The sequence below is a fragment of the Candidatus Omnitrophota bacterium genome, from assembly GCA_018894435.1.
In the GTDB taxonomy this organism is placed as follows: Bacteria; Omnitrophota; Gorgyraeia; order JAHIPI01; family JAHIPI01; genus JAHIPI01.
The window spans coordinates 1-13,936 of record JAHIPI010000019.1 but is presented as its reverse complement, the minus strand read 5'-3'; the positions used below and the strand labels follow the sequence as shown (position 1 = coordinate 13,936).

General features: G+C 47.2%; 13 protein-coding genes. 1 reads left to right on the top strand and 12 read right to left on the bottom strand.

Translation table 11 applies throughout. From position 1 onward, the window contains the following. The 5 genes from KKI13_01425 to KKI13_01405 all read right to left on the bottom strand — a co-directional run. A partial coding sequence (locus tag KKI13_01425; GenBank protein ID MBU4487714.1) for an AAA family ATPase occupies positions 1 to 691 on the bottom strand: 691 nt, incomplete at its 3' end. Positions 692 to 693: 2 nt separating this feature from the next. After that, entirely contained in the window at positions 694 to 2,010 is a 1,317-nt protein-coding gene (locus KKI13_01420) for a hypothetical protein (protein ID MBU4487713.1), read from the bottom strand. 12 nt (positions 2,011 to 2,022) lie between these two features. Further along, positions 2,023 to 3,048, bottom strand: a complete 1,026-nt coding sequence (locus tag KKI13_01415) for a polysaccharide biosynthesis/export family protein (protein ID MBU4487712.1) — start codon at positions 3,046 to 3,048, stop codon at positions 2,023 to 2,025. 431 nt (positions 3,049 to 3,479) lie between these two features. Next, positions 3,480 to 4,850, bottom strand: coding sequence for an IS66 family transposase (locus tag KKI13_01410; GenBank protein MBU4487711.1), 1,371 nt, complete (start codon positions 4,848 to 4,850; stop codon positions 3,480 to 3,482). Next, complete coding sequence (locus KKI13_01405) at positions 4,840 to 5,202, bottom strand: hypothetical protein (protein MBU4487710.1); 363 nt, start codon at positions 5,200 to 5,202, stop codon at positions 4,840 to 4,842. The genes KKI13_01410 and KKI13_01405 overlap by 11 nt, the downstream gene beginning before the upstream one ends. Before the next feature lie 254 nt (positions 5,203 to 5,456). Here KKI13_01405 and rpoN point away from each other — a divergent pair, with 254 nt between their 5' ends. Continuing rightward, a complete protein-coding gene (rpoN, locus tag KKI13_01400; protein MBU4487709.1) occupies positions 5,457 to 6,719 on the top strand; it encodes an RNA polymerase factor sigma-54 in 1,263 nt (420 codons plus the stop codon). On the opposite strand, the gene KKI13_01395 is transcribed toward rpoN, so the two are convergent. From KKI13_01395 to KKI13_01365, 7 genes are all read right to left on the bottom strand, one after another. Further along, positions 6,712 to 6,981 carry a cupin domain-containing protein gene (locus KKI13_01395; GenBank protein MBU4487708.1) on the bottom strand — a complete coding sequence of 90 codons (270 nt, stop codon included), beginning with the start codon at positions 6,979 to 6,981 and terminating at the stop codon, positions 6,712 to 6,714. The two genes, rpoN and KKI13_01395, sit on opposite strands and share 8 nt — an antisense overlap. Further along, a complete protein-coding gene (locus KKI13_01390; GenBank protein MBU4487707.1) occupies positions 6,941 to 7,621 on the bottom strand; it encodes an NAD(P)H-dependent oxidoreductase in 681 nt (226 codons plus the stop codon). Before KKI13_01390 ends, KKI13_01395 begins: the two co-directional genes overlap by 41 nt. 10 nt (positions 7,622 to 7,631) lie before the next feature. Continuing rightward, on the bottom strand, positions 7,632 to 8,027 hold the full coding sequence (locus KKI13_01385; protein MBU4487706.1) for a hypothetical protein: 396 nt from the start codon (positions 8,025 to 8,027) through the stop codon (positions 7,632 to 7,634). Positions 8,028 to 8,099: 72 nt separating this feature from the next. Continuing rightward, positions 8,100 to 10,001 carry a 1,4-alpha-glucan branching protein GlgB gene (gene glgB, locus KKI13_01380; GenBank protein ID MBU4487705.1) on the bottom strand — a complete coding sequence of 634 codons (1,902 nt, stop codon included), beginning with the start codon at positions 9,999 to 10,001 and terminating at the stop codon, positions 8,100 to 8,102. Between the two features lie 35 nt (positions 10,002 to 10,036). Beyond that, positions 10,037 to 11,227, bottom strand: coding sequence for an NAD(P)/FAD-dependent oxidoreductase (locus KKI13_01375; protein MBU4487704.1), 1,191 nt, complete (start codon positions 11,225 to 11,227; stop codon positions 10,037 to 10,039). A 19-nt stretch (positions 11,228 to 11,246) separates the two neighbouring features. After that, complete coding sequence (locus KKI13_01370; protein ID MBU4487703.1) at positions 11,247 to 12,107, bottom strand: alpha/beta fold hydrolase; 861 nt, start codon at positions 12,105 to 12,107, stop codon at positions 11,247 to 11,249. 16 nt (positions 12,108 to 12,123) lie between these two features. Further along, on the bottom strand, positions 12,124 to 13,936 hold a 1,813-nt coding region (locus KKI13_01365), incomplete at its 5' end, for a sodium-translocating pyrophosphatase (protein ID MBU4487702.1).

The window sequence follows — 13,936 nt, the reverse complement described above, 5'->3', positions numbered from 1 at the left end:
GCACGCCTTTTGAGTGTTTGTAAATCTCGGCTATCGCTTCAGCCGTAAAGATGTCGTCCCGGTTAGAGCCGGCCTTCCCAAGGCGGTGCTTAATATATTCTTCCGTCTCTTCCCTGTCCAGCGCCTCCAGGTGGTAATGAAAGACCACTCTCTGCTTGAACTGCTCCAATTGCGGAAGTGCCAGCTTTTTGCGTAATTCCGGCTGGCCTATAAGTATTATCTGGAGCAGTTTTTCGTGCTCGGTCTCAAAATTAGATAGCATCCGCACTTCCTCAATGACGCTGGGCGTGAGATTCTGCGCCTCGTCAATAATGAGAACTGTATTGATATCGTTGGATATCTGTTTCAGAAGATAGTCGTTTAGCGCCGATATGAGATGCGTCTTTGACGTAGATTTATACTCAATACCCAGGTCATGCAAGATCGTAGTCAGAAGTTCTTTTTTCCCGAGATGAGTATTCAGTATCAGCGCTACTCTTGCCGATGGATCCAGCCTGTTGAGCAATGAACGACACACTGTGGTTTTGCCCGAGCCGATTTCGCCGGTCACCACCACAAAACCGCTCTTTTCGCTTATCGCGAGCAGCATGCAATTTAACGCCTCTTCGTGCTTCGCGCTGGAGAAAAAGAATTTAGAGTCCGGCGTCAAGCTAAACGGTTTTTCTTTAAATCCGTAATATTTTTCGTACATGGTTAGTTCCCCATTATTACATTAAATATAATCACTATGACCAGGACAACCCCTGTCACAATAGATGCCACCGTTATGCGAGCATTGCGCAGTTTTTGCGCTTTCAGGTCATCGGAGGTGACTATCTTTGAAATCGCCCCGAGTACCGGCAGCTCAAAGAATGCCTTCACATCTTCTACGCTAATAAACGAATGGTCAAAAAGTTCCGCGGCAAATATAACACCGCCGCCGACGCACGTGCCCAAAAACATGCCCATCAGCATCACAAGCACCTTGTTGGGCTTTGCCGGTTTAAGCGGCTGCCTTGGCGGGTCAAGTATGGTGTACTTTGTCCCCTCTTTTGAGGATTCAAGGCGCTGCGTTATTTTGGCCGTCTCCAGGCGCTCCAAAAGCGTGTTGTAAAGTTTTTGCGTCACGGTGACGTCGCGCGCCTCCACTGTGCTTATTTTATCAAGAAGCAGCAATTTGTAGAGCTTGTCGTTGCTCGTCGTAGCCATGCGCACCCTGTTTGCCCCGTCATCCTGCGCTGCCGCCGGGCCCGCAATCTCCTCTTTCATCTGCTTCAATTCTTCTTTAAGGTCCGCCATCTCCTTTGACGAAACGGCAAGATCAGGGTCTTTTATATCGTAATTCCCCTCTGCTATCTCTAATTTGGCGGCGTCTATTTTGCTTTTAAGCTCAACTACCATTGGGTGTTTTTTGGTGGAATCTACCAAAAGCTTATTTAACTGCTCTTCCATGGTCGCCACTTCCGACTGCTTCAGCTTCTTCTGGTACAGGATAAGCTGGTCGTTAATAAACGCGACTGCGTTGTCCGCTTCCTGCGTTTGCTGCCTCAGATTCTCCGCTATAAATATATCGGTAATGGTCTGGACTATTTTCTTTGTCTGGGTGGGATCTTTACCCTCGTAGGATATCCTTATCACGTTCTCGGTTTTATTGAGGCTTGTTACTCTAATATTCTTCCTCAGGAATTTGACCAGTTCTTCAAATTCGAATTGATTCTTGACGTTCTTGGCGAGATCAAGCTTCTCTATAAGCTGAAGCAATCTGTCCCAGCCAAGCATCTGTTCGCGTAAAATACCGAGGCGCTGCGATATGCCCGTCGTAGATGCCAGCCCCTGTATGAGAGGGTTTTCAATCCTGCCTTCCTCTACTAATATAAGAGTAGATGCCTCATATCGCTTTGGTATCACATTCGCCGCAACCACCCCCAGGCATATGCCTATTACTGTGGGCAGTACAATGAGCCATTTTCTCCTGAAGAATATCTTTATGTAATCCAGCGGCTGTTTTTCGATAATTGCTTGATTGTTCATTAGAGTCTCCTTTTACGGTATAAATACCATCGCGTTGGCGGCTGCGCCAACCGCTGTTCCGGCTGTCTTGGCCGTAAAATCTGTAACGGGCGATATTATGCGTATCATCTTGGCTATAACTGTCGCAGGCACATAAAGGACATCGCCGGGTTTCATTTCGAAATTCTGCCTAAGGTCGCCTTCATATAATAAGGTATATACATCTACATCTATGTAATTGTTTCTTCCGGTCGCATTGGGCGTGATAAGCCGGCACCTTCTCATTGCCGCTGCCTGATTTGGCAAAGACGCTTCAACCAGCGCTTCCCTTATGCTCATGGTATTGCCCCTCATATAGAATTTGCCGGGATGGTTGACATCACCTACCACATAATAGACCTTGCTCATATAAGCGGCAATCGTCACATCCACTTCGGGCGCTATGAGGTATTCTGAGAGTATCTCCGTAACGCGGTCCTTAAGCTGCAATTTCGTGAGGCCGTTTACCAGTATATCGCCCACAAATTTATATTCTATTTTACCTTCCGAAGTTATGGTGTATTGGCCGCTGAATTCCGGATGCCTTCTTACCTCAATGGCAACAATGTCATTCGGCCCAAGGGTGTATTTTACGTCTTCGGTAACGGTGCTCGTGATCGCGGGCTGCGTGACCGCCGGTAGAGCGTTAAGGTCTATATTGACCGTTGTGGGCGTCTCTACTACTGCCGCGTTTCGCTTGACAGGGGCAAAGTTCGTTGCCGCCTCCTCCGCCGAGACAAAATCGCACAGGAATGTGGCAATAAAAACGCTCGGTATCAAAATAAACATTAGTATGCGCTTGCTGGCATTTACGAGCATGCCGTTTTCAGAGTCATACTCGTAGGCGCTATCTACAAATTCCTTTATCGCCCCTATGTCTTCCTCTGTATAGAATCTCCAGCCGCGCCAGTCGCGCCTTTGCTTCTTGATCTTTCCGGATTTTTCCCAGCGCATGATCGTGCGGGGAGTCACTCCCACTGATTTCGCTACCTCTGTTATGGTTAAGCGCTTGTCTGCCATTTGTCATTCCTCCGTATTATATAGGTTAAAAACGTGTCTATGATAAACTATGACATGTATGTATGAACATACATCTTCAGTGCTAAGCATTATTCGTGCCAACTTTACAGGGATAAATCTGCCTTAGAAAACGATTGTATATACCCAAGTGTTGCGGCAAATAGACAGTTTTGTTGCAAATGGCGCCAAAAGTCCACAGAAGTTAGGAAGAGGAAGAAAAAAGTTGCTTTTTGTTGCCTTAATGATAAAATTGGTATCTGAGCAGAGTATCATATTATGAAAAATGTAACAGCCCAGCGCTAGAAGAACCCCGTCATTGCGATCCCGCCCATGGTTTTTTTTCGGGCGGGAGAAGCAATCCCCTTGCAGGGAGACTTCGCACTCTCGCTTTTTAGATTATTCCACCGGCTATGATAACAAAGGTAATGTTTTTATGGATAAAATGCCTTGGCGAGCGGATTCTGCGGTGATCTTAGCAGTATCTTTTCCACAACGCCTATCGGATCTATACCGTTTAATTTAGCGGTCTGAAGGATGCTCATGATAACGCTGTGGTTCTCGGCGCCGGCAAGAGAACGGTTACCAAATGTTATTTTGCGGAATATGACATCGGGCCTTATCTGCTGTTCGGCGTGATTATTGTGGTAGTCGATGTTTTTTATATACAGGAAGGTGAATAGTTCGTTCTTGTGCCTTTTGAGGCGCTTAGCAAATCGTCTCAGTATCCGCTTGTTGGGGTTAGGGAATTCGAAGTCTTCCATGGCTTTGGCGATTAACTCCCTCTGGCGGCAGTAAGTATCATCCCAAATCCTTCCTTTATATTCCTTGTATAATTGGATAGCGTCCTCGAATATCTTCTTCAGCCTCTCCGAGTATCGCAAGACCTCTCTGTCGTCGTGCCAGTATTCCATAACCTTTTCTAAATCCCGAAGTATATGGACAAGGCATCTCTGCTTGGCCGGCGTTATTATTTTGTTATAGGCAGATAAGAAGTCCGATATTAAAACGCCATTATATTTATCGCCCAGCATCTTCTCCACAACAGCCTGCCCTCGAGCTTTATCTATGTGGCTTACGCATATCTTCTTGTTGGAGAACTTCCAGAGCCAATGATTAATGCCGTCTATAGACCAACCGGTCTCATCGGCGTGGATAAATGATCCTTTTTTAAGCGAAGCCAATAGATCATTATAGATAGGAAGAGCTTCTGTCTTAAGTTGATCCATGAAGCCGGCTATTGAGGAGGCAGCCATTTTTAAGTTGAAGGCTCTCTGGAAGAAGACGCATACGTCGCGTTCCGATATTTTTATGCCGAACCTTAGGAACGCGGCGAAAGCCTTCGCCCTCGGACCTATACAGCTTCCCGGGATCTCATCGGCTCCTTTCGGCGAGATTATCTCTTTACAGTTTTTGCAGTAGTAACGATGTTTACGATATAAGGTCACCTCAACCTTTGGCAGGATAATATCCTCTTGGATATGCTCATGCGTATCTTTGCATTCGATTAAGTCGCCTGAGCCGCATTTGGGGCATTTATCTAACCGGACTTCCTCTATCCTGTTTATTTCTTTGGGTTTTTTCCGGAACCAGCCGATATGGCCAAAGAGGCCGCCGCGCTTTTTGGCAACCGACGGCACCGAAGGCGTGTCATCAGGCGGTTTAATCTTTTTGGATTTATAGCGCTTGGATTGCAGATCTTCGAGTTTAAACTTCAGATAGGCGTTTTCTTCTTTAAGCTTCTCGTTTTCTTCCTCAAGGATCTTTAATTTTAAAAGGATCCGCTTTATCTCTTTATCGCTCATCAGACATCCTTGCGTGATGATATCTTAGAACCTTAAAATTTATCTCGCTTATCCGGTAGATGAGATCAATGAGCTCGTTATACTCTCTCACGCCCCTTATCGCGCGGGAGAGCTTCCTTTTATTCAGGAATATCATGTTGATAGATTTTCTGGAACGGTGGGAGAGGTACTGATATGGCCCGTGAAGAACGGGGTTATTCTTGCGCTTGCATATACATACCGGCTTGCCGCAGATATTGCCGCGTTTGACGATCGTTCCGCGCAGGGTATGCTTATAGCCGCTTAATCTGGCAGCCAGCTTATCGCGCTCTTTGAGGAGCTGTTTCAATCGATTGGAGGCAGTCATTCTCATATCCGACATACTATATTATTGCTCGGATAATGTCAAGAAAAAAATGCGCCAAAATGGACGCGATCAATTTAAAGCCTTAGCGGTTAAAAAAAGAGTGCGAAGCCGCCCCGCAAGGGGAGTGTGCAGCCTCTCCGAAGGAGATTGCTTCGTCAGCATGCCGGCTAACTACAGCTTCCTCGCAAAGACGGGCTTACCTTAGTACTTCTTCTGAGACTGAGCTATTACTGAAAAATAGACTATCGCATCAGCAAAAGATGCTGTACCGGATGGCGCTCACGCCGCAGATGAAACATTCTATTATGCTGCTTGGTATGTCCACCAAAGACCTTGCCGAATATATCGACTCTATTGCGGAATCGAATCCGTTCCTCCAAAAGATCCTTAGCGAAAAACCTAAAAAGCTCTCTACTACCTACGAATATAATGACGCGGCTACCGAAGACAAAGAAAATAAGCGCCTCCCTCTTATTTCTCAGCTCAGGATACTCGATTTAACGGACAAGGAATTGGAGATAGCGGAATACCTGATATATGAGATGGATGATAACGGCTACATAACAGTTGATGTCGAGGAAGTGACGAGCGATCTCATGGTAAGCCTGGAAGAAACGGAAAGGGCCCTAGAAGCAGTCCAGGGCCTTGAGCCCGCAGGTATAGGCGCGCACGACCTCACTGAATGCCTTCAACTGCAGTTAAAAAAAGCGAATAAAGAAGATTCTCTGGAATACCGCATAGTAACTGAATGCATTGACGAAGTGGCAAAAAACAATGCGGAAAAGATAGCGCGGATTCTCGCGGCCGATAAAGAGGCGGTCCAAACGGCGATAGCCAACATTAAAAAACTGAATCCCCGGCCGGCGAGTAATATTTTAAGCGAAAAATCCGAACGCGTAGCGCCAGATTTTCTTGTGAGTCTCGCAAAGAAAAAGCTGCAGCTCGAGCTAAATAAAGACTGGATGCCGCGGCTCCGGCTTTACAACCCGTATGAAAATAAGCTGGAGATTATAAAAGACGCCGAAGCGCGCCAATTCATGAAGGAAAATATGGATACTGCCCGCCATCTTATAGACGGCATAAGGCGCCGGGAAGAGACCATGTGCAGAGTGGCGGATTACATACTGCAATTCCATAAAGACTCACTGCAAAACCACCCTCATGAAATGAAGAGCCTCACTGTAAAAAATATCTCCGAGGCGCTCAAGCTGCACGAATCTACTGTAACCCGCACGATTTCAAACAAATACATACAGATCGACGATAATGTAGTGCCCCTAAAGAGCCTTTTAAGCGCCAGCGTCAAAAAAGAGAACGGCGAATCTGTCTCCAAGCAAGCTGTAAAAAATCGGATTGAAGCGCTTGTTAAAAATGAGGCTAAGGCAAAACCTCTGACCGACAATGATATTTATGAAAGTTTGACGAAGGAAGGTATTTTAATAAAAAGGCGCACTATAGCCAAGTACAGAGACTCACTCCGCATCCTGCCCGCCTATTTGCGAAAAAATAAAAATATTACTTAAAGTTATAATGCTTCCTCACGGGCTTCTTTATATCCCATGTGCAGGAAAGCCCTTTTGGGAATGTTACAAAGTCGCCTTTGCCGAACTTTACATTTTTTCCGTCTTTTGTTTCTACTATAACGTCGCCGTCCAGAAGATAACACTCCTCAATGCCGTCATACTGCCAGTCGAACCGTGATATCTCCTTCGCCCACACGGGCCAGGCGAAGACATTCATCTTGTTAAGTTCGTCCTGATTTAATTTCTGTACTTTTATCTCCACTTTGCACCTCCTGCCACTCCTCGGCTGATTTTTTCGCCAATACTTTCGCCTCTTCTATCTTTTTTTCCGCTACGTCCGGGCCGAAAGCGTCCATTGGCTGAGCATTAATAAAAGAAATATCGGTCATACCGACAAAACTGAATATCCAGTGTAAATACGTCTCCTCGAAATCGTACGGGCGCATGGGGCTTCCGGTCGAGTAATCCCCTCCTTTCGAGGTTATGATCAACATTTTCTTATTTTTAACAAGCCCCTCAACACCCTTATCGGTATATCTAAAAAGATACCGAGGCTGCACAATAATATCGATATAATGTTTTAATGGATAGGGTATACTGAAGTTCCACATCGGCGTGCTTATAAGATATGCGTCAGCCGAAAGAAAGCGTCCGATATGTTTTTTTACAGGTTCCCACGCTTTGGCCAACGGCCCGGAAAGATCTTTGCCGCTTAGAAGAGCGTATTTTCCCTGCACCGTTTTTACGCCAAGAGCCGGCAGTTCCTCTTCAGTCACGTTTAGGGTATCGATCACACATTTGGGATATTTTTTCGCGAACGCCTCTAAGAAGGACTCCGACACTTTAAGCGTGTGTGACTCTTTGCCCCTCGGTGTAGCTATTATGTGCAATAATTTTTTCATGAGCCGCCGTTTATTCGGATGGTTTCGCTCCGGCCCCGAGTGAATGGCCGTCTTTTAATCCGTCTACATAGCCCTGTTTATAGCCGTTATTGTAACCTTCTTTATAGCCGTTAGAAAAGGCCTCTTGATTGTTCGGCATGGATTGGACCTCATTGGTTGTGGCTACATGTTCATTGCTCGAAGAATCAAGAAGAGCGTTGCCGACTACATTTACGCCTGCACCGGCAAGAGCACCTTTCCATACATTTTTGCTTTTGGCTCCGGAAGCCCATCCGCCTACCGCTCCGGCACCGGCCCCCAGAAGGCCTTCTTTAAGGACATTGGATTCCCCGTATGATACGGGCATTACGCATAAAAATGATACCACAAAAGCCGCTACGATCAAAGCCGATAATAACTGTTTCATAATGCACCTCCGATTTGCCCTTTACTTGCCTGGGGTCAGACCCTCGTTATGTAAACTACGTAGTTAACATAATCAGGGTCTGACCCCAATATTCTTAAAGAATAAGACGCCCAGAGGCGGGAGTGTAAGCGCCATTGTATAATAATCTGGCTGATAGGATGAAGGTATGGCGGCTATCCCGCCAAGATTTCCCATGCCGCTTCCTCCGTACTCCTTGGCGTCGCTGTTCAGAAGCTCCTGCCATATGCCAGGCTTTGGGACGTTGACTTTATAGTTAAGCCGCGGTACCGGCGTAAAATTGCATACCACAAGTATGATATCGTTCGTCCCGAATCCTTTTCTTATAAAACTTATTACGCTGTTTTCCCAATCACGAAAATCTACCCACTCGAAACCTTGAGATTCGAAATCCCTTTTATACAACGCCGGTTCGGCCTTATACAAATGATTAAGGTCGCGCACCCATTTTTGCACATTCTGATGAGGGGAGTATTGCAGAAGAGGCCACTCCAGGCTTTCATAATTGGACCACTCTTTTCTTTGCGCGAATTCGCAGCCCATAAATAAGAGCTTCTTGCCGGGGTGGCCGTACATGTAGCCGAAAAGAAGCCTGAGGTTCGCGAACTTCTGCCAATCGTCTCCCGGCATCTTATGAAGTAGCGAGCCCTTTCCATGCACAACCTCGTCATGCGAAAAAGGCAGGAGGAAATTTTCCGAAAATGCGTACCATATGCTGAAAGTTATCTGATTGTGTTCGTACTTGCGGTAAACGGGATCTTTTGAAAAATAGCATAAGGTATCGTGCATCCACCCCATGCTCCATTTCATGCCAAATCCGAGCCCTCCGACCGAAGCAGGCCTTGATACCATGGGCCATGCGGTGGAATCTTCGGCGATCATTTGTATATCGGGGTAGGCGCCGTACAGCACCTCGTTTAACTGCCTCAAGAATGCTATTGCCTCCAGGTTTTCCCTGCCGCCGTATTTATTGGGGATCCACTCCCCCTCTTTTCTGGAATAATCGAGATAAAGCATCGAGGCAACCGCGTCAACCCTCAGCCCGTCGGCGTGGTATTTTTCCAGCCAGTATAGGGCGCTCGATATCAGAAACTCCTTAACCTCATATCTGTCATAATTAAATATATAACTCTTCCAGTCGGGATGAAAGCCCTTGCGCATATCGGCGTGTTCGTATAAATGAGTGCCATCAAAATAAGCGAGGCCGTGCTCGTCTCCGGGGAAATGCGATGGCACCCAGTCCAGAATGACGCCGATCTCTTTCTTGTGCAGGTAATCCACCAGATACATAAAGTCTTCCGGCGCGCCAAAGCGACTTGTGGGCGCAAAAAAGCCCGTTACCTGATACCCCCACGATAAATCGAACGGATGCTCCATGACGGGCATCAGCTCTACATGGGTAAATCCCATATCCTTGACATATTCGGCGAGGGGCGCGGCCATTTCCCTATATGTCATATATCTATTATTCTCTTCCTTCACGCGCTTCCAGGAGCCAAGGTGGACCTCGTACACAGCCACCGGTTTATCCGGAGCATTATGTTTATACCGATTTTTCATCCATTTTTTATCGTTCCACTCGTATTGCGTTTCCCAGACAATTGACGCCGTCTTAGGCGAAACTTCGCAGTAAAAAGCGAACGGATCGCTTTTATTTACTTTATAGTTATTGTATTTGGAGATGATGTGATATTTGTAGAGGTCGCCCTTTGCGACAGCCGGAATAAATCCTTCCCACATTCCGGACTCGTCACTTCTTTGTCTTAGCGGGTGGGCCTTTGGATCCCATTTGTTAAAGCTGCCTATGACCGATACACCGGCGGCATTAGGCGCCCAAAGCGCAAAATGCGCCCCCTTCACACCGTCTACTTCCATAAGATGGGAACCCAATTTATCGTAAAGCCTAAAATGGTTCCCTTGCTTAAAAAGGTATGTGTCGTGATCGGTTATAAACATAAAATTCCCATTCTAACCTGGTTAGACTAACCAGGTTAGACAGCGCCGGCGCCGGCAACGAACCCCGAAGCCCACGCCCACGCCAGATTGTATCCGCCTCTTTTGCCGTTTACGTCCAGTATCTCTCCGGCAAAATAGAGGCCTTTTCTTAATTTTGATTCCAATGTTGCTTCATTTACATCGCCGACATCCACCCCGCCGGCCGTAAACTCCGCCTCGTTCCAGCCTCTTGTGCCCGACACCTTAAAACGCCTGTCCTTCAATGAGCCAACTATCGTGGCGATATCCTTTACGCCAAGCATGTTTTTAAGCGCCTGATCAAATTTATTAGGCAATAGTCCGAATAAAACCGCCTTTTGTGAAACGACGTCATTAAATCTCTTTTCGATCTCGTTCCTTAAATTACTATCCTCCATAAACGGTATCATATCTATAGAGACGGCAACATCTTTATTGTGTTCCCTGTTCAATGCTATCGATATATCCTCGCTTATATCCAGCACCGCTGTGCCGGACAGTCCGTATTTTGTAAAAAGGACATCGCCGGCTGCCTCGCTCTTTATCTTGCCGTCGACTATGCTTCTTGCTTTTGCCGATATCCTCTGCCCCTGAAGAAGATGGCACGCTTCGTCTTTCACCACCAAAGGAACCGCGCTCGGGACCGGCTCTATTATCCTGTGGCCGAATTGTTTTGCAAACTTATACGAAGTACCGTCGGAACCAAAAGCCGGATATGCCTTACCGCCTCCCGTCAGTATTACTTTGCGGCATTGCCGCTTTTCGCCCTTTTTTGGGCTGATTGTAAACGCGCCGTCTTTATAAGCAATGCCCGTAATTTCGCAATTAACCTCTACCGGAACCGAAAGCCGCGTGAGCTCCATTTCAAGTATCTTCAAAACGGACGCCGACTGGTTTGTCACGGGAAATATCCTGCCGTTATCTGAATAGACCTCGAGGCCTATATCTCTGAAAAATTTTACGATATCTTTGCCGCTGAATTTTGCGAAGACAGCGTCGGTCAGACGCCGCGCGGCAGGATTGTAGAAGGAGCTTGTTATTTTATCGTTGGAAAGGTTGCAGCGTCCGCTGCCGGAGGCCAATATCTTTTTGCCTATCTGCGGCATCTTCTCGCACAGTAAAACTGACATGCCTTTTCGCTTGGCGCTTATAGCCGCCACAATGCCCGATGCGCCGGCGCCTATCACTATAGCATCAAAATTCCGCATTTAGCCTCTAAGGACCGCCCTATTTGTATTTATCAAAAAACGAGACTGTCGTCTCTGCCACCTTATCTCTTTCCTGGTCGGCTGTGATTATGTGGTAGGAGTTTTCGAAAAATTTCATCTGCTTGTCTTTAGAACCGATATGATCGTATATGTATTTGGAACTTTTGGGGCTGGTAACGTCGTCCTCTTTTGCCTGAAGGATTTGAATAGGCACCGTTATCTTTCCTAATCGCCGCATGATATGCTTCGCCAAGAGATAATTCTGGTGCATGCACGCAATCGGAATCACCGGGTAACCGTAAAGATGGGCCTCGCTATAATCGTCCCATTCTGAATTCTCACAATAGGCCTCTACCCTGCTTCTCAGCCGTTTATTCTTCAGGCCGTAAGGATAGCCTTCCTTAAAATAAAACCAATATTTCAGGGGAGTTGCGAACACCGGATGAAGAAACATCTTTATCCGCGGCGCGTTCCATCCGTCGAAAAATAGGATCACGGAAAAAGAATTTACTGCCTTCACCCTCTCGGGAAATTCATGGGCAAGTTTAATGGCAAGAAGCGCCCCGAACGAAAGGCCGCCTACAAATATATTCTTATACTGGGAATCGGCTTTTAAGAATTCTTCTCTTATGGCAGCGTAGAGCTCCTGCCAGCTTGTACGCCTGAGAGCAAAAAGTGACTTATCGTGGTTTAGAAGACGCGGAATTTTTACGGAGTAGCCTTTTTCGTTTAAGGCGCGCGCGATATAATACATCTCTCTTGGAGTGCCGGTAAGTCCGTGGATCAGGAGCACGAGATCATCGCCGCCTTTAAGAAACAGGCTTGCGTCCTGAGTATCGAGGTTTTTACCGGAGTCTTCTTTAAGCGAAAAAATTATCATTGGGCTCTTTTTACTGCTATTTGAAGAAGCTGTTCGAAATAATAAATGACGCGAATACTATGGATACCATAGACATCAATTTTATAAGTATATTTAAGCTCGGGCCCGATGTATCTTTAAACGGGTCGCCTACTGTATCGCCGACAACGCCGGCTTTGTGAGGCAATGAGCCTTTGCCACCGTAATGGCCCTCTTCTATATATTTCTTGGCGTTATCCCACGCGCCGCCTGAATTTGCCATCATTATTGCCAATGCAAAGCCGCATACTGTCGCACCGGTAAGAAGGCCGGCTACGGCCTCAACACCTATAAATATACCTATTAAAATCGGGGCTATTATCGCCATAAGTGAAGGCGCTATCATCTCTATTTGCGCGGCGCGGGTCGCTATTGTCACGCAACTGGCGTAATCGGGCTTTGCTGTGCCTTCCATAATGCCCTTTATCTCCGCAAACTGCCGGCGCACTTCCACTACGATCTTGCCCGCCGCTCTTCCGACCGCGCGCATTGTCATCGAGCAGAAGAGAAACGGCAGCATGGCGCCGAGAAATAGCCCTACAAGCACATTGGGATTCATAAGGCTCAAGACCAGCTCCTTGCCGGATATTAAGAAAATCTGTTCGCGGTAAGCCGCAATAAGCGCCAGCGCTGTTAAAGCGGCCGAACCTATAGCAAAACCTTTGCCGGTGGCGGCTGTAGTATTTCCAAGCGCATCAAGGGCATCTGTCCTCTTTCGTACCTCCGGAGGCAAATGAGCCATCTCGGCATTACCGCCGGCGTTGTCGGCTACGGGGCCATAGGCATCTGTAGCTAAAGTTATGCCCAAAGTAGAAAGCATGCCAACCGCGGAAATAGCTATGCCGTAAAGCCCTGAATTAAAATTGGTTGCTCCGCCGGATAAAAAGAAACTCGCCAATATAGCAAGGCCAACGACGATTACCGGTATCGCCGTAGACATCATTCCGACGGCAATACCGCCTATTATTACTGTAGCGGGCCCTGTCAACGCGGCGTCTGCCACAGTGCGCGTCGGGTTGAACCTGCTTGAAGTATAGTATTCCGTTGAAAGGCCTATCAATACGCCTGCCAATAAACCCGTAAGTACCGACCAATAAACGCCGATACACCCTATGCCGAGCGTATATTTCACTAGAAAATAAGAGATCACCGCCACTAATATGGCGCTTACAAATACGCCTTTTCTTAAAGCCGCCAGGAGAACGCTTTGGGTCGCTTCTTCCCCGCTTTTCACAAAAAATGTACCTATAATAGACGCTATCACGCCTACCGCCGCCATTACCATGGGAACGGTAACACCCGCTACCCCTAAGCCGGCCGCTACACCTAACGCGGCAGTCGCTACAATAGAGCCGACATATGATTCGTAAAGATCGGCTCCCATTCCGGCGACATCTCCGACATTGTCTCCTACATTATCCGCGATAACCGCGGGGTTGCGCGGATCGTCTTCGGGAATGCCCGCTTCGACTTTGCCGACCAGATCAGCTCCGACATCCGCAGCTTTTGTAAATATGCCTCCTCCCACTCTCGCAAAAAGCGCCTGTGAACTTGCGCCCATGCCAAAACAGAGCATCGTTGAAGTAATTGCGGTTATTTTGTCGCTGCCGATCGGTAAAGGATGCGAAGCGTAAAACCAATCAAGAAAGAAATACCATACAGAAAGATCTAAGAGCCCCAACCCAACTACAGTAAGGCCCATCACCGCTCCGCTTGAAAACGCTACGCGCAGCCCGGAATTGAGGCTCTTTCTCGCTGCCTGTGCTGTACGGCTGGAGGATTGAGTCGCTACTGTCATCCCGATAAACCCT